The organism is uncultured Chitinibacter sp. (assembly GCF_945957625.1).
Classification (GTDB): domain Bacteria; phylum Pseudomonadota; class Gammaproteobacteria; order Burkholderiales; family Chitinibacteraceae; genus Chitinibacter; species Chitinibacter tainanensis.
Genome location: NZ_CAMFLP010000001.1, coordinates 684,787 through 701,288 on the forward strand (window position 1 = coordinate 684,787; position 16,502 = coordinate 701,288).

Annotated in this window: 19 protein-coding genes; 6 read left to right on the forward strand and 13 right to left on the reverse strand. The window is 53.3% G+C overall.

What is annotated here, in order from left to right:
• Window positions 1-16: 16 nt before the first annotated feature.
• The 7 genes from trpA to gluQRS form a co-directional block, all read right to left on the reverse strand.
• Window positions 17-820 (reverse strand): tryptophan synthase subunit alpha, encoded by an 804-nt coding sequence (trpA, locus tag QV747_RS03130; protein WP_273429028.1) that lies wholly within the window; start codon window positions 818-820, stop codon window positions 17-19.
• A gap of 57 nt (window positions 821-877) precedes the next feature.
• On the reverse strand, window positions 878-2,083 hold the full coding sequence (trpB, locus tag QV747_RS03135) for a tryptophan synthase subunit beta (protein WP_028449393.1): 1,206 nt from the start codon (window positions 2,081-2,083) through the stop codon (window positions 878-880).
• Entirely contained in the window at window positions 2,080-2,712 is a 633-nt protein-coding gene (locus QV747_RS03140; protein WP_273429030.1) for a phosphoribosylanthranilate isomerase, read from the reverse strand. Before QV747_RS03140 ends, trpB begins: the two co-directional genes overlap by 4 nt.
• Window positions 2,713-2,722: 10 nt before the next feature.
• Complete coding sequence (gene truA / locus QV747_RS03145) at window positions 2,723-3,508, reverse strand: tRNA pseudouridine(38-40) synthase TruA (RefSeq protein ID WP_273429031.1); 786 nt, start codon at window positions 3,506-3,508, stop codon at window positions 2,723-2,725.
• Between the two features lie 9 nt (window positions 3,509-3,517).
• The gene (locus QV747_RS03150; protein WP_288791467.1) at window positions 3,518-3,967 is read right to left on the reverse strand and encodes a hypothetical protein; all 450 of its coding nucleotides are present in this window, start codon (window positions 3,965-3,967) and stop codon (window positions 3,518-3,520) included.
• A gap of 181 nt (window positions 3,968-4,148) precedes the next feature.
• Window positions 4,149-6,959: a FimV/HubP family polar landmark protein gene (locus tag QV747_RS03155; protein ID WP_273429035.1), complete on the reverse strand. Its 2,811-nt coding sequence runs from the start codon at window positions 6,957-6,959 to the stop codon at window positions 4,149-4,151.
• 176 nt (window positions 6,960-7,135) lie between these two features.
• On the reverse strand, window positions 7,136-8,074 hold the full coding sequence (gene gluQRS / locus QV747_RS03160) for a tRNA glutamyl-Q(34) synthetase GluQRS (protein ID WP_273429037.1): 939 nt from the start codon (window positions 8,072-8,074) through the stop codon (window positions 7,136-7,138).
• Window positions 8,075-8,162: 88 nt separating this feature from the next.
• Between gluQRS and fdxA the strand changes: the two genes are divergently transcribed.
• The 5 genes from fdxA (at window position 8,163) to rplI (ending at window position 9,980) form a co-directional block, all read left to right on the forward strand.
• Window positions 8,163-8,486 (forward strand): ferredoxin FdxA, encoded by a 324-nt coding sequence (fdxA, locus tag QV747_RS03165; protein WP_273429039.1) that lies wholly within the window; start codon window positions 8,163-8,165, stop codon window positions 8,484-8,486.
• A gap of 103 nt (window positions 8,487-8,589) precedes the next feature.
• Window positions 8,590-8,955, forward strand: a complete 366-nt coding sequence (gene rpsF, locus QV747_RS03170; protein ID WP_028449399.1) for a 30S ribosomal protein S6 — start codon at window positions 8,590-8,592, stop codon at window positions 8,953-8,955.
• A 35-nt stretch (window positions 8,956-8,990) separates the two neighbouring features.
• A complete protein-coding gene (gene priB, locus QV747_RS16590) occupies window positions 8,991-9,272 on the forward strand; it encodes a primosomal replication protein N (protein WP_373277560.1) in 282 nt (93 codons plus the stop codon).
• A gap of 10 nt (window positions 9,273-9,282) precedes the next feature.
• Window positions 9,283-9,510: a 30S ribosomal protein S18 gene (rpsR, locus tag QV747_RS03175; RefSeq protein WP_028449400.1), complete on the forward strand. Its 228-nt coding sequence runs from the start codon at window positions 9,283-9,285 to the stop codon at window positions 9,508-9,510.
• A gap of 20 nt (window positions 9,511-9,530) precedes the next feature.
• Entirely contained in the window at window positions 9,531-9,980 is a 450-nt protein-coding gene (rplI, locus tag QV747_RS03180) for a 50S ribosomal protein L9 (RefSeq protein WP_028449401.1), read from the forward strand.
• Between the two features lie 68 nt (window positions 9,981-10,048).
• On the opposite strand, the gene tcdA is transcribed toward rplI, so the two are convergent.
• Both tcdA and phaR read right to left on the reverse strand, forming a co-directional pair.
• A complete protein-coding gene (tcdA, locus tag QV747_RS03185) occupies window positions 10,049-10,852 on the reverse strand; it encodes a tRNA cyclic N6-threonylcarbamoyladenosine(37) synthase TcdA (protein ID WP_288791468.1) in 804 nt (267 codons plus the stop codon).
• Between the two features lie 87 nt (window positions 10,853-10,939).
• Window positions 10,940-11,596: a polyhydroxyalkanoate synthesis repressor PhaR gene (phaR, locus tag QV747_RS03190; RefSeq protein ID WP_231550467.1), complete on the reverse strand. Its 657-nt coding sequence runs from the start codon at window positions 11,594-11,596 to the stop codon at window positions 10,940-10,942.
• A 203-nt stretch (window positions 11,597-11,799) separates the two neighbouring features.
• Between phaR and QV747_RS03195 the strand changes: the two genes are divergently transcribed.
• Window positions 11,800-12,366 (forward strand): phasin family protein, encoded by a 567-nt coding sequence (locus QV747_RS03195; protein WP_047391816.1) that lies wholly within the window; start codon window positions 11,800-11,802, stop codon window positions 12,364-12,366.
• Between the two features lie 82 nt (window positions 12,367-12,448).
• Here QV747_RS03195 and pnp read toward each other — a convergent pair whose 3' ends face one another.
• The 4 genes from pnp to rbfA all read right to left on the reverse strand — a co-directional run bounded on the left by pnp (window position 12,449) and on the right by rbfA (window position 16,453).
• On the reverse strand, window positions 12,449-14,599 hold the full coding sequence (pnp, locus tag QV747_RS03200; protein WP_273429045.1) for a polyribonucleotide nucleotidyltransferase: 2,151 nt from the start codon (window positions 14,597-14,599) through the stop codon (window positions 12,449-12,451).
• A 222-nt stretch (window positions 14,600-14,821) separates the two neighbouring features.
• The gene (gene rpsO, locus QV747_RS03205) at window positions 14,822-15,091 is read right to left on the reverse strand and encodes a 30S ribosomal protein S15 (protein WP_028449406.1); all 270 of its coding nucleotides are present in this window, start codon (window positions 15,089-15,091) and stop codon (window positions 14,822-14,824) included.
• An 86-nt stretch (window positions 15,092-15,177) separates the two neighbouring features.
• On the reverse strand, window positions 15,178-16,083 hold the full coding sequence (gene truB / locus QV747_RS03210) for a tRNA pseudouridine(55) synthase TruB (protein ID WP_273429047.1): 906 nt from the start codon (window positions 16,081-16,083) through the stop codon (window positions 15,178-15,180).
• Entirely contained in the window at window positions 16,070-16,453 is a 384-nt protein-coding gene (gene rbfA, locus QV747_RS03215) for a 30S ribosome-binding factor RbfA (protein WP_028449408.1), read from the reverse strand. Before rbfA ends, truB begins: the two co-directional genes overlap by 14 nt.
• Between the last annotated feature and the right edge of the window lie 49 nt (window positions 16,454-16,502).

Below are 16,502 nucleotides of genomic sequence, written 5' to 3' on the forward strand. Positions count from 1 at the left end.
GTGTACTCCTGCGTCCTCAGACGCGCGCGCTATCCATCGCCGCACGCACTGCGGACAAAAATTCGGTCAGACGTTGCGCAAGCCCCGCCTCACCCTGTTCAACTTCCTGCACCAAGCGTGAGCCAATCACCACCGCATCGGCCACACGGGCCACCTGCTGGGCGGATTGCGGATCACGAATCCCGAAGCCAACGCCAATCGGAATCTGCAGATATTGTTTCAAAAAGGCCAATTTCTCAGCCACATTGGCAACGTCCAGATTGGCCGAGCCTGTTACGCCTTTCAGCGACACGTAGTACACATAGCCACTGGCCATGCGTGCGACTTCTTTTACCCGCTCTTCTGGCGTTGTGGGCGCCAAGAGGAAAATCGGGTCTAGACCGTGTCGTTTGTAAACGGCGACGGATTCTTCCGCTTCTTCGGGGGGCATGTCAACTGTTAATACACCATCCACACCGGCGGCGACCGCCGCTTGGGCGAAAACTTCATAGCCCATCGCCTCAACCGGATTGGCATAACCCATCAAAACCACAGGGGTCGTGGTATTGGTTTGGCGAAATTGCGCCACCAATTCCAGCACCGTGCGCAGTGAGACTTTGTGCGCTAGCGCTCGCTCAGAAGCACGCTGAATAACTGGGCCATCGGCCATCGGATCCGAAAATGGCACGCCCAGCTCAAGGATGTCGGCACCACCAGCGACCAGTGCATGCATCAGCTCTACGGTCAGGCCGGGCTTAGGATCACCAGCGGTAATAAATGGAATCAGAGCCTGACGCTGTTGCGCCTGCAGTTGCTGCATTACTGAATCAATACGTGACATGAGGGTATATCTACCAAACCTATGAATTAATTAGCCTACAGGGCAATACCCTGGCGATTAGAGTTGAATCCCCAATTTGCGGGCAATGGTTGGAATGTCTTTATCGCCACGACCAGACAAGTTCACCAGCAGTACTTGGTCTTTACTCATGGTCTTGGCCATTTTGGCTGCTTGCGCCAGCGCGTGGCTTGATTCCAGCGCCGGGATAATCCCTTCGTACTTACACAGATCATGGAAGCCCTGCATGGCTTCATCATCATTAATCGCCACATATTCGGCGCGACCAATGTCTTTCAGATGGCTATGCTCAGGGCCAACGCCAGGGTAGTCGAGGCCGGCAGAAATCGAGTGCGTTTCGCTGATCTGACCATCGGCATCGTGCATCAGATACGAGCGCTGGCCGTGCAGTACACCCACTTTGGCGTTGGAAGTCAGCGGCGCCGCGTGACGGCCGGTTTCAACCCCATCACCGCCCGCCTCTACGCCAATCAGGCGCACGCCAGGCACTTGGATATACGGATGGAAAATACCAATCGCGTTCGAGCCACCACCTACGCAAGCAATCACCGCATCCGGTTGGCGGCCAAGCATTTCCTGCATTTGTACTTTACATTCTTCGCCAATCACCACCTGGAAATCACGCACCAGCTGTGGGTATGGGTGTGGGCCGGCAGCAGTGCCGATGATGTAGTAAGTAGAATCGACGTTGGTTACCCAATCCCGCATCGCTTCATTCATAGCGTCTTTGAGCGTGCGCGTCCCGGATTCAACCGCAACCACTTTGGCGCCCAAGAGCTTCATGCGGAAAACATTCGGTGCCTGACGGGCCACGTCTTCGGCCCCCATGTACACCACGCACTCCATGCCATAGCGCGCGGCAACGGTGGCCGAAGCCACGCCATGCTGGCCAGCGCCAGTTTCGGCAATCACTCGTTTTTTACCCATCCGCCGAGCCAGCAAGGCCTGACCGATGGTGTTATTGACCTTATGCGCACCCGTGTGATTCAAATCTTCACGTTTCAGATAAATCTGTGCGCCGCCCAGTGCTTCCGACCAGCGCTGTGCATGATAAATCGGGCTTGGACGACCCACATAATGCTTCAAATCATGGCGATATTCGGCCATAAACGCCGGATCTTGAATGGCGGCTTCGAACTCGCGCTTGAGCTCTTCCAACGCAGGCATCAAGGTTTCGGCGACATAGATACCGCCATGTTGACCAAAGTGACCACGTGCATCCGGCTGCTGATATCTGTCGTTCATTTTTTTCTCACACTATGTACGGCATCAATAAATGCCTGAACCCGATCCAAATCCTTGATTCCCTTACTGCGCTCCACCCCGCTGGACACATCGACCGCCCAAGGGCTAACCCGCTCGATGGCCATCGCGACGTTATCTGGATGCAATCCGCCGGACAAAATCAGCGGCAGCGGCAAATCGGCAGGCAGTAACTGCCAGTCAAATGCTTCACCGGTACCGCCCGGCACACCATCCACCCAAGCATCGACCAAAAGGCCACGACACAAGGGATGCGCATATTGCTGGGCATATTCTACCAAATTTATGTCAGGTTTAACCCTGACAGCCTTGATAAATGCGCGCCCGTATTGCACACACTCGGCCAAGCTCTCATCGCCATGAAATTGCAGCAAATCGAGCGGCACTTTCTCCAGCACCGCCCGCACCTGAGCTGGAGTTGGGTTCACAAACAAGCCCACTAAACTCACAAACGCCGGTAAGCCCGAGCACAGCGCCGCAGCTTCCTCGACTGTGACACAACGAGGACTAGGTGGATAAAACACTAGGCCAATCGCATCTGCGCCAAGCGCAATGGTCTGTAACAAGGTCTCGCGATCGCGCAAACCACAGATTTTAATTCGGGTCTTCATTGGCACCCCATCAGATCAAGCCATAGCGGCGGTCTGGCTCGGTCGCCAAACCAAACTCGGCGGGATATGAAACCCCGGTCAGATACAGACCATCAGGCATAAAAGTCGGCGGCGCGACCGCGCGATTTTGCTGAGCGAGCAGCCACGCCATCCAGTCTGGCGATTCATTGCCTTTGCCGATATGCAGTAAGGCCCCCATGATGTTGCGCACCATATGGTGCAGGAACGCCGTCGCGGAGAAATCGAAATACAGCATATTCGCCTGCTGGCCGATTTCGACTCGCAGCATCTGCTTCACAGGCGAGAGGGCCTGGCATTCAGCCGCACGAAAACTGGAAAAATCATGTTCGCCCAATAGATAAGCCGAAGCGGCTTGCATCGCCTCTATACTCACCGGCTGATGCAGCCAGCCCACCTTACCCGCCAGTAGGCTTGGGCGAATGGGGTGTTGCAACAAGAGATAGCGATAATGCCGGGCAGTGGCGACAAAACGCGAGTGAAAGTGTTCGGGCACTTCCTGCGCCCACAAGACCGAAACCCCCGCCGGCAGGAAGCTATTTACCCCACGCACCCAAGCGGTTACAGGGCGATTGGCATCGGTATCAAAGTGAACAATTTGCCGCGTGGCATGCACCCCTGCGTCAGTGCGCCCGGCGGCATGGACTCGCAATGGATGACCAGCCATTTTGCCAACAGCCTGCTCCATGACGCCCTGCACCGTCTGGCGATCGGGCTGGATTTGCCAACCATTGAATGCCTGCCCGTCATACTCGACCGCCAGTGCAAATCGTTTCATACCCACTTTTTAATTCCATTTCAGCAACGTTAAGACACAAGCGCTTAACAGCAGGCATTGTACACCCCATTGCCACGGCTTTAACGTTGGCAGCGCTGGCAAAGGCTGATTTTCCGTTGCCGGCGCTTCGTTAGGCGTATGGAGCTGCGCAAGTAACTGCGCAAAAGTGTGTCGTGTTTCGAGCAACTGCTCTGCAGCCTCTATGGTCAGCGCCAAACGCACTGCAAAACGCTCAATCGGCACACGTAAAAACGACAGCGGCCAAAGTAAATGAACCAAGCCAATCACCAAGTCACGACGCGACAAGTAATGCAAAACGATCTGCAAACTGAGGATCACCGCCGACAAACGCAAGATTTGATCCAGCGCCAGCTTAATACCCTCTTGCGTGGGTGACCAGCTACTTGCCCAGATGTACTCTCCCGGCGTGGTCCAGCCGTAAATCAGCGCCGTAGCCAATAGCAACCACTTGATACGCGGCAGGCTGCGTCTAACACGCTCACGCGCAAGGCACCAAGCCGCAGGCAATAGCAGTGCCAGCAAGGCTAGCAATAAAAAACGCCCTGAATTTGGCAAGCAACAAAGCAGCCAAAGCCAGAGCGTGATTGAATGTACTGCAGGCAAAAATTAACCGTAGCGCTTAGAGTTCGTCCAGCAAACCTTTGGCGGTTGCTTGTTGCTCGCCATTACCTTCTTGCAGTGCTTCTTGCAAGATTTCACGCGCGCCCTCAACGTCACCCATATCGATATAGGCTTTGGCTAGGTCGATTTTAGTTTGCACCGGATCATCCGCCGCAAAATCAAGCTCGCCCGCGGCCGCCGCCTGAGAAAGATCCAAGCTAATATCACCGAAGGTGGTATCTGCTTCCAGCGACGTAGCCACAGCGCCAAGCTCAGGCGCAGCTTCGGCCGCGGATGAACCCAGATCAAAATCAAAATCCAAATCCAATGCGGAAGCATCATCCAAAGCCGCAGCCTCAAGTGCAGTTTCCGGCGCACCGGCTGCTGGCAGATCCAAATCGAAGGATTCAATTTCCTCAACAGCCGGAGCCGCGATATCCAGCGCAGATTCAAGCGGCGCCTCAACGGCCGGCAACTCAAACGACAGATCGTCTTTAATATCGGCCAATGCGGTCTCAGACAAATCCGCACCCAAATCGATCGGCAAATCGAGCGACAGCATGCCATCATCCATAGCGCCTGGCTCAACCGCCGCTTGCGGCTCGAACGCAGTATCTGCACCAAAATCACTTTCAATCAGTGAGTCAATCGCAGCCTCTACATTCTGCTCCGCATCCAGATCCAGATCAAAATCGGCAACCGCATTGTCAGCCGGCGACAAATCTAGTGCGCTAGCAGGCTCAACCACTGCCGCAGCGGCAATTGGCTCGGCAACGGCTGCGACTTCCTTGTCCAGATCCAGCTCAAAATCCAGGTCGTTATTGGCAAACAACTGTGCATCGGGTGCGGTAGGTTCATCCAGCGCCACCGCAGGCTCGCTCAGCGCAGCCGCAGCAACTGCAGCAGGTGCCGCCACAGCGGCTAGTTTGCTGGTATCCACCATACCTGCAGGTTCTTTTTGATACAGTGGATTTTCCGGATCAATTGCGCGGCCATTCATCGCCGCATCACGCCAGAACTCACCCTGACCATTGGTAATCGCAAACAAGGTCGAGGCATGCTCTTCGTAAGACGAAGTATCTTTGCGCGCAGCATAGATATCCAACAACTTCATCCGAATTTCAAGTCGCGACGGATCTTTTTGCAGCGCATCTTTCAAGATTTCTTCAGCTTGCGCATCACGACCATAGGCCATATACACTTCGGCCTCGGCAATAGGATCAACCTCATCGGTATCAATTGTGCCCAGCCCTTGGCGACTAAAGTCAGTCAGAAAAGAGTTTTCGGTTGCCTGCGTGCTAATTACGCCACCACCGGTACTTCCCAGCACAGTGTTGGCCTTTAAATCGCCGCCAGTAATGATGCTGTCTTCAAACACACTTGGCTGCTTGCGGCGGCGCGAATACCACACCCCACCTAGACCCAATGCCAGCGCCAATGCGCCCCCACCCAACACCAGCGGGTTACCGAGTAAGTCGTCAACCAAGCTCGTTTCTTCTTCAACTGGCGCTTCAATTTGCACGCGGCGTTTTGGCTTAGCCGTCGCAACAGCGCTGGCCACGGCTGAAGCAGCCACTGGCTCGCTGGCTGCGACCTCACTCGCCGCCACCGCTGTGGCCGAGGCTGCTGCAGTCGGGGCCGAGGTTGGCGCCGCAGTGGCTGCGGCAGCAGCAGAAGCTTTCATCGCGGCGAGCTTTTCCATGTCCGTGACATTCTTTTGCAGCATCGCGACGCGCTGATTCGCCTCGTCGAGTGCCTTTTGCCGTGCGGCAATTTCTTCTTCCAGCGCCTTCACCTTGGCCCGATCACCGGCTTTTTTGGCTGCATCAGCTGCCTTGGAAAGTTTCAGCACATCTTTGTTGGCATCTGCAGCGGTCTGGCCTTGATCTTGCACCTTAGCCGTAATCTTGCCGCCGCTCGCCTGCTCGCCCAGCTCTTTCGCCGGCGCTTTCGCTGCAGATTCAGCTAGCTTTGTTCGATACGACTTCCAGTCTGCCGCTTGCACCGCCACTTCTTTGCTGGCTTCTTGCCTTGAGATTTGCTGCATTTGCTCAGCAGCAGGCACATTCAGAATTTTGCCGCTTTTTAGGCGGTTCAAATTGCCATCAAACGCACTTGGATTGTTTTTGTAGAGACTGACCAGCACTTGCTCGAGACTCACGCCAGCTGGCTGCACCTCGCGAGCGATCGCACCCAGCGTTTCGCCACTTTTCACTTTATGCTGGCCCGAAGCCGCTGCACCTGCATCACCGTCGGCAGCACGCGATTCTTTCTTCGGTGCCTCACTAGGCGCTTTCGTTTCAGCCGAGCTGTCTGCTACGCGAGCTTTCTTTGCCTTTGCCCCTTTAATCGCACCCTTTGTTTGCGTACCTGGCAGATCGCTACTGGCATAACGTGCCGCGCGATCGGCATTAGCACCACCGGTGTAATCAGCTGGATCGATTAAAGCCGTGTATTCACGCTGAATCCGGCCAGCAGCCCAGTTGAGCTCAACCAGAAGATCAATAAAGGGCTCAGTAATCGGCTGTGACGAATTTACCACCACGTAATACTGGCCATTGGCCCGCTTTTCGATATTAAAACGCAGCCCCAACGATGCAGGTGGATAAGGAATCTGGGCGTTGGAGTAGCTCTCAGGCGGGGCCAAGCTCACCACCAAAGAATCAGCTTCATTTGGCTGCACAGAAACCAGATCGATTTCGCCACGCAGCGGCTGCCCCAGTCCGGACATGACATTCAAACGCCCCAAACCAGCGGCATGACTCATGATTGGCAGCGTGGCCATGGCAACGGCCAACACACAAGCTTTGAATCGAGGTGATTTATGCACGAGCAATCTCCGAAGCGGGCAAACCACAAGTTGCGTCGAGCAGCACACTTGTGGCAACAGGCGTCCCTGTCAGTCTACAAATTTTACTAAAAACAGCCTTCAGACCATCCATCAAGCATCGACAGTCTGGGCACAGTAAATCAGCTTTAAATAAATAATACGGACATTTCAATCATCTATTGAAATTTATATTCGTTTTTCTCGTCAAACGTAACAGCTACGCTACGTTTTTGCGGCATTTTGCCTGCATGCCAATGCGCAAATGCCCATGCCCACAACTCCGGCAAAGAAACTTTACGCAAGTATTCAGGCGGCTCTTGCCAAAGCAAATACAAAGCCTGCCACAGCTGCAAGACCTCGTTCTCCGCCAGCAGCGCCGGCGCCAATGTCTGCTTGCTTAATTTTTCACCACTGGAATTTGTAATCACTGGGATATGCAGATAGGCAGGCGTAGAAAAACCGAGAATTTGTTGCAAATAACATTGTCGCGTTGTCGAGTCTAGCAAATCAGCACCACGAACAATATGAGTCACCCCACAATCGGCATCATCCACCACCACCGCCAATTGATAGGCCCAAAAACCATCCGCGCGTAGCACCGTAAAATCACCAAGTTCACGCCAGAGGTTATGCGCAATAAGCCCTTGCACCGCATCTTGCACCGAGGTCACTTCATCTGGCACTTTGACGCGAATGGCATGTTGCACATCTATGGGCACCAGCAAGTCGCGGCAGCGCCCTACATAGCGAAAGCCATCGATTCCGAACTGCCCATCAGCCTGCAATAATTTCCGACTGCAACTACAGCGGTACGCCAGCTGACTGGCGAGCAGCTCGTCCAACACCTGCTGATATCGATCATGACGCTGGCTCTGCCTAATAACCTCGCCATCCCATTGCATACCGAACCGCAGCATTTCTCGCGAAAAAGTCTCTGCCGCCCCCGGCATTTCTCGTGGCGGATCTAAATCTTCAATCCGCAACAACCAGCGCCCACCACGAGTGCGCACCTCCAAAAAGCTCGCCACGGCAGCCATCAACGAGCCCATATGCAACAACCCCGTTGGACTTGGTGCAAAACGCCCAACATACTCCTTAGACAATATCGACTCCATCTACCGCAAACCAGATCGCGCAAGGGCAATCCAAGCTCTGTTAAAATATGCGCCTAGTTTACTAACCTTCGCCCTCAAGGACCAAGCCATGACCTATGTAGTGACCGACGCCTGTGTAAAGTGCAAATACACTGATTGCGTAGATGTCTGTCCAGTGGACTGTTTTCGGGAAGGGCCTAATTTCCTAGTGATTGACCCAGACGAATGCATTGATTGCTCGCTCTGCGTGGCCGAATGCCCAGTCGAAGCCATCTACCCCGAAGATGATGTGCCCGCCGAAATGCAAGAATACATCAGCCTGAATGCAGAGCTTGCCCAAAGCTGGCCAGCCATCGTGCAAAAGAAAGAGCCACTCCCTGATCATGCTGAATGGGCGGCAGTTCAAGGCAAGATCGATCAAATCGACAAATAAACTTACCTTGCTCAAGCAGAATCAAAGCGTTATACTCTTTGGTTCTTATCCCTTGCCTGACCGTGGTCGCTAACGGCAGGCTGCAAACCACAAGGAGCAACACATGCGACATTATGAAATCGTGTTTATCGTGCACCCAGATCAAAGCGAGCAAGTGCCTGCAATGATCGAGCGCTACAAATCACTGATTACGACTGGTAACGGTCAGATTCATCGCCTGGAAGACTGGGGCCGCCGTCAACTGGCTTACCCAATCCAGAAAATCCACAAAGCACACTATGTTCTGATGAACATCGAGTGCGGCCAAGACACTTTGGCTGAACTGGAACACGCATTCAAATTCAATGACGCCGTACTGCGTCACCTGACTCTGAAAACTGAAGCTGCCATCACCGAAGCATCACCAATGATGAAGGAAGAGAAATCAAAATCTCTGACTCAATCAGCTGGTGAAGGTCAAGCCGCTTAATTTTCGGACTTTGAATTCTGCGTAATCACGTTTTAATCGAAGGACTTCTACTCAACCGGCAAGCTTTACGAACTACCCCAGCTGGCGTTGCAATCATTGAGGGCACAATTAGCCATCAATCAGAGCAAACCGAAGCCGGGCAAAAACGTAAAGTCGATTGTGAAATTCTCTTTGTTGCCCTCGGCAACATCGCGCAGCAAATTGCTCAAGTACCGATTGGTACTGCAATTAAAAGCAAAGGGTTTCTCGCCGCTCGCAGTATGAAATTTCGACAAAGCCTGATTTTCCATCTCGAAGCTTTTGATTTTTTGAATTGAGGATTAAACCATGTCCCGCCAACTCTTCAAGCGCAGAAAGTTCTGCCGCTTTACCACTGAAGGCATCGCTCAAGTTGACTACAAAGACGTAGCCATCCTGAAAGATTTTATCGCTGAAAACGGCAAGATCATTCCTGCCCGCATCACCGGTACTAAAGCCAAATATCAGCGCCAACTGTCGACTGCCATCAAACTGGCTCGCTTCCTGGCTCTGCTGCCTTACACTGACCAACACTAATCGGGAAAGGAGATATCAACATGCAAATTATCCTGCTCGAAAAAGTGGCTAACCTGGGCCAACTGGGTGACGTAGTTAAAGTGAAAGACGGCTACGCTCGTAACTTCCTGATCCCTCAAGGCAAAGCGAAACGCGCGAATGCAGCTAACTTGGCTGACTTCGAAGCTCGCCGCGTTGAACTGGAAGCCAAGCAAGCTGAAATCCTGGCTGAAGCTCAAGCCCGTGCCGCCAAACTGGAAGGCGCTTCATTCACCATCGCGCAAAAAGCCGGTGTTGATGGCCGTCTGTTCGGTTCAGTAACCAACCACGACATCGCCGAAGCCATCAGCGCTTCAGGTGTTGCAGTGAAGAAATTCGAAGTACGTCTGCCAAACGGCCCATTCAAGGCAATTGGCGAGTACGAAGTTGCTCTGGCTCTGCACCACGACGTTGTTGTGAACGTTACTCTGCAAGTTGTTGGCGCCGCTTAATCTCGGCCCACAGCAGCAGCAGAAAAGCCACGCTTAGCGTGGCTTTTCTTTTTTCCGCAGCGAAAAATCTATTTCGCCAATTTCGCCAACACACGCGACACTGCTACCAAACCAAATGTCGCGGTCACTGTCATGGCAGCGCCGAAGCCACCCGCGCAATCCAGGCGCACACCCTCTCCCGCCTGTGGCTTAGCCGCACACACCGAGCCATCGGCCTGCGGATACATCAATTGTTCAGTTGAATAAACACATTCCACGCCCATTTTCTTGCCACTTTTGGCAAAGCCATACTCACGGCGCAATAAATTCCGCACCTTGGCCGCCAGCGGGTCCTGGATCGTTCGGCTTAAATCATCCACTTTAATTTGCGTCGGATCGATTTGGCCACCCGCACCACCCACCGTAATAACCGGCAATTTATTGCGCCGGCAATAGGCCAGCAAGGCTGCCTTCGTCTTAACGCTATCAATACAGTCGAGCACATAATCATGCCCAGCCAGATATTCAGCAAAATTCTCTGGCGCAATGAAATCTTCAATGCTGCGCACCTCTAGCTGCGGGTTAATCGCCAGCAAACGCTCAGCCACTGCCGCCACTTTCATCCGTCCAAACTGCCCCTCTAGCGCCGGCAACTGCCGATTGGTATTGGAAACGCAAATATCATCCAAATCGATCAACGTAACTTGCCCGATCCCAGAGCGCGCCAACGCTTCCGCCACCCACGATCCAACCCCGCCAATGCCGATCACGCATACATTAGCCTGCGCAAACCGGCGCAAAGCGGCTTGGCCATACAAACGGCCGATGCCGGCAAACCGGCGCAAATAGTCATCGCTCAAAGGCGTTTCAAACGCAGAATCTTCAATCACCATATTTTCACTTAAAACAAATCAGCCCCAAATGGGGCTGAGGGGTATATCTATACAAACCAATCAATCTAAGCGCTAGAGAGCAATACCCTATTCAACTTTACGTGGTGCCCGCTTGCGCGTAGCCGCTGGTTTAGGTTCAGCCACCGGTGTTTCTGCGGGAACCGCCGACGGCGGCGTAGTGGGATGCAAATCATCGCTAGCCGCCGCTTTCGGACCGCCGGGCATGCCAAATCCAGTGAATAAATGCTTCGCGCGCTCTTGCAGCTGCTGCTGCATTTCCACAAACATATTGGTACTGCTTTCCAAGTAGTTGCCCATCATATTCTGAATGGCCGGCCCTTGGAATTTCATAAATTCGCCCCAGAGATTGGCATTGCTGAACATCGGGTTGTCGGCCGACATAGTAGATTTGGCCTGATCTTGCAGCCGCCGCTGCATCTCGGCAAACAGTTGCATATTCTTTTCAAGGTAGTTCCCCATCAAGCCCTGCATAGCATGGCCATAGAAGCGGATGATTTGGGTTAGCACATCATACGAGAACATCGGCATGCCGCCGGCTTCTTCTTCCAGAATGATCTGCAATAGCACACTGCGGGTCAGGTCTTCCCCCGTCTTGGCATCTTGAATCAGAATATCGATGCCATCGAGCACCAGTTGTTTAACGTCATTAAGCGTGATGTAGCAGCTGGTGGTCGTGTCATATAAACGACGGTTGGGATACTTCTTGATGACCCGTTTTTCCATGCTCATCTTCCTTTGTTCTCATGCTTTTTGGCAGAGTTCTATTATCCTGCGAGCGCCACGTAATTGCCAGTTTTACCACATTGTGCAACGCAGCAATTAATATTTGACAACAGCAAACCCGTGTTCCACAATGACAGCGGATTGTGCATCGCAGCATCGCCTTTGCGATGTGGCCCAGTAAACCGAATCGTGGAGACCTCGTCATGACTACCGCACAGCAACAATACAGCAATTTTGCAACCGAACAAGTCGAAACCGCCCTGCGCTTTGCCCGTATTTCCCTGGATTCATTTGACCGTCTGGCCAAGCTGCAAATCGAAACTGCTAAAACAGCACTGGAAGACAACGCCAAAGCTGTTAAACAGCTGAGCGGCGTTAAAGATCTGCAAGAAGCAATGAGCCTGCGCCAAAAACTGACCGATGCCGCTATTGAGCAAGCCACCACTTACTCACGCAATCTGTACGAAATCTCTTCACAAGCGCAAGCCGAATTTTCAAAACTGATCGACGAGCGCAATGTCGAGTTCAATAAATCAGTGGTTGCGGGCCTGGATCGCTTTGTGAAAAACGCTCCAGCCGGCGCGGATGCTGCCGTAGCCGCCGTTAAATCGACCGTTCAAGCCACTGCTGCCGCAGTAGACAGCATGACCAAAGCAGCCAAACAAGTGGCCGAGTTTGCCGATGCATCGGTAAAAGCAGCTTCAACTGCTACGGCTGATGCGGTTAAAACTGCAGCCAAAAAAGCCAACGCCAATGGCGCAAACGCTTAATTAAAGCTGCAGCACAACAAAAAAGGCACCGCAAGGTGCCTTTTTTGTTTGCAACCCCTCGCTTTACGAGGGGCAATCAACATTACTCCGCCGCAGGCGCTTGCTCTGCTTCAGCCGCTGGTGCAGCTGCATTGGCTTCATCGTTCAGCACGGCTTTGATCGACAGACGGATACGGCCTTTTTCGTCTTGCTCGATCACTTTCACGCGCACGATCTGACCTTCTTGCAGATGGTCAGCCACATTGGCGATGCGCTCATTAGCGATTTGGCTGATGTGTACCAGACCGTCTTTGCCTGGCATGATCGATACGATCGCGCCGACGTTCTTGTCGAGGATCTTCACCACCGGGCCTTCATACACGCGACCGATTTCAACTTCAGCGGTGATTTCTTCGATCCGGCGACGCGCTTCTTCCGCGCCCGCACCTGAAATTGAGGCGATCGTAATGGTGCCGTCTTCAGCGATATCAATCTGAGTGCCGGTTTCTTCGGTCAGCGCACGGATCACCGAGCCACCTTTACCAATCACATCACGGATTTTCTCTGGATTGATCTTCATGGTGTACAGACGCGGCGCATGGGCGCTCACTTCTTCACGAGCGCCATCCAGCGCGCCTTTCATGATACCCAGAATGTGCTGGCGACCTTCTTTGGCCTGATCCAGCGCTACAGCCATGATCTCTTTGGTAATGCCGTTGATCTTGATGTCCATCTGCAGCGCAGTCACACCATTCTCGGTACCGGCTACTTTGAAGTCCATATCGCCCAGATGATCTTCATCACCCAGGATATCGGTCAAGACGGCAAATGAATTACCTTCTTTAATCAGACCCATGGCAATACCGGCTACGTGGTTTTTCAGTGGTACACCGGCATCCATCAACGCCAAGCAACCGCCACATACCGAAGCCATTGAAGACGAACCATTCGATTCGGTAATTTCAGACACCACGCGCATTGAGTAGGCGAAATCTTCTTTAGCTGGCAACATCGCCACCAGCGCACGTTTCGCCAAGCGGCCGTGACCGATTTCGCGACGTTTTGGCACGCCTACACGGCCAACCTCACCAGTTGAGTACGGAGGGAAGTTGTAGTGCAGCATGAAGTGGTCAGAATACTCACCGTGCAGCGCATCAATCTTCTGCTCATCCAGCTTGGTGCCCAGCGTTGCCGCTACGATGGCCTGAGTTTCACCGCGCGTAAACAGCACTGAGCCGTGTACGCGTGGCAATACGCCAGTGCGGATGCTGATTGGGCGCACAGTGCGGGTATCACGACCGTCAATCCGAGGTTCGCCGGCCAGAATCTGACCACGTACGATTTCTGCTTCCAGACCTTTGAAAATCGATTTGATTTCATTAGCGGCCAGTGTACCGGTCTCTTCGGTGATCAGTGCTGATTTAACCAGCGCCCAAGTTTCATTGATTTTTTGCGTGCGCAGTTGTTTTTGGCGCAGCTTGAATGCTTGTGCCAGACCTTCAGCTGCAATGCCGCGAATCTGGGCGATCAGCGCTTCGTTTTTAACTGGCTCATTCCATTCCAGCAGCTCTGGATTCACTTCATCGGCCAATTCGTTGATGGCATTGATCGCCACTTGCATTTGCTCGTGACCAAATACCACTGCGCCCAACATCACGCTTTCTGGCAATTCGTTGGCTTCTGATTCCACCATCAGTACGGCTTGGTTAGTACCGGCCACCACCAGATCCATCTGGCTGTCTTTCATTTCGGTTAGAGTTGGGCACAGTACATATTCGCCATTGATGTAACCTACGCGGGCCGCACCAATTGGGCCATCAAATGGCACACCAGAGATCGCCAGCGCGGCAGATGCACCGATCATGGCAGGGATATCAGAATCGATTTCTGGGTTGATCGACATCACGGTCGCAACGATCTGGATGTCGTTGTAGAAACCTTCCGGGAACAGCGGACGGATCGGACGATCGATCAGACGGCTGGTCAGTACTTCTTTTTCGCTCGGCTTGCCTTCACGTTTGAAGAAACCGCCCGGGATTTTACCGGCGGCATAAGTCCGCTCGAAGTAATCAACAGTCAACGGGAAAAAGTCTTGGCCGGTTTTTACATCGCGTGCCGCCACGACAGACACCAGAACCACGGTGTCGTCCATATTCACCATTACCGCGCCAGTGGCCTGACGGGCAATTTCACCTGTTTCGATCGTGACATTGTGTTTACCGAAGGTGAATGATTTGCTGATTTTATTGAACACGTTCTGTCCTTTTAACAATTTATCCGCGACCTGGATAAAGGAGATTCCGCTGCGGTAAAGGCGCCTGCTGGGGCTGATGCCACGGCAGTTTACCGCCGACTCCGGCACAACTTGACCCTGCTCTACCGCCGGAATCGCTATTGGGCAGCAACAGGGAATTGGGAAATTCGAGGAGGGATAAAATGAAAAAAGTCGCAGCCTAAGCTGCGACTTTTAGCTGAATTACTTGCGCAGACCCAGCTTAGCAATCACGTTGCGGTAGCTGTCTACGTTAGTGCGTTTCAGGTAGTCCAGCAGACGACGACGACGAGAAACCAGTTTCAGCAGACCACGACGTGAGTGGTGATCTTTTTTGTGCTCTTTGAAGTGAGGGGTCAGATCGTTGATGCGTGCAGTCAACAATGCGATTTGAACTTCAGAAGAACCGGTATCGCCTGGGGCGTGTTGGAATTCTTTAACGATGTCAGCTTTTTGAGCAACAGTTACAGTCATTTTACTACTCCATAAAAAGTGGCAGAGCCACTAGACAAGCCAGACCTGAGCAAACGCCCGGTGTGGCTCCATTAACTGGCGCGCGCCTAAGCGGTTGCCAGCAGACGTTTGGACCGCAGCACGCCATCAGCGCCCACTTCGCCCAAACCGATAAACCGTGCATTATCCGGCTTTTGCCCTTGATCGTAAAGCTTAACTTCACCCCGCTCGCTGGTCGGCAAACCCCGCACCGGCATGCCATGCCGAATGGCCGCGCTTTGCTCGGCCTCGAGATAAAGCGCCGGCAAATTGGATAGCAATTGATCTGCCGACAGCAATAACGCTTCACGCGCCGGCATCTCCAGCGCAATGAAATCATCAAGGCTCACTGCGTCTTCCAAGCGAAACCCACCAGTTAAGGTGCGGCGTAGACCAGTGAGGTATGCACCGCAACCCAAGGCATTACCTAGATCCTGAGCCAATACCCTAATGTAAGTGCCTTTGGAGCATCGCACATCCAACACCAGATCGGGCGCGTTGTACGACACAATGGTGAGCTCATCAATCCGGATTGGCCGCGCTTTGCGTTCCAGCTCCACCCCCTGGCGGGCATACTCATACAACGCTTTACCATCAACCTTGAGCGCCGAATACATGGGGGGGGTTTGTTCGATCTCGCCCATAAACTGCGCCAGCACCGCGGCAACCTCCGCTTCGCTGGCGGGCGCCACGCCCGTTACCGTGATCTCACCCTCGCCATCCAGCGTCGTGGATACCTCACCAAACCGGATATGTGCGCGATAGCCTTTATCCGCGTCCAGCATGCGCTGGGCAAACTTGGTTGCCTCACCAAAACACAGCGGCAATAAGCCGGTGGCGTAGGGATCGAGCACACCGGTGTGCCCACCCTTTTCAGCTTGCAACAACCAGCGGCATTTATTCAGCGCTGCGGTGCTGCTGATGCCAAACGGCTTATCCAGCAGCAACACGCCGTCGAGCTTACGCTTGGCCATCTTCGTCTTTGGCCTTGGGCAACTCGTTGGCTTCGCGGATTTTCTGCGCCAGATTCATCCCGTATTCAATCGATACATCGTAATGAAAATGCAGCTCAGGCATTTTAAACAGCGTAATGGTGCGGGCAATTTGCGCGCGCAAAAAGCCTTTGGCCCGCTCCAGTACCGCGGCGATCTCATCGCGCTCGGCCGCGTCACCCAAGAAGGTATAAAAAATCTTGGCGTGCGAATAATCGCGTGTCACTTCCACATCGGTAATGGTGATCAGCGATGCTTGCGGATGATCGAGCTCAGCGCGGATCACCGTTGCCAGATCACGCTGGATTTGCTGAGCGACACGATCAGCACGGGTAAATTGTTTGCCAGCCATGGTTTTCCTCCTTGGACAGGGCTTGATTACAAATGCAAACAGCGCAAGC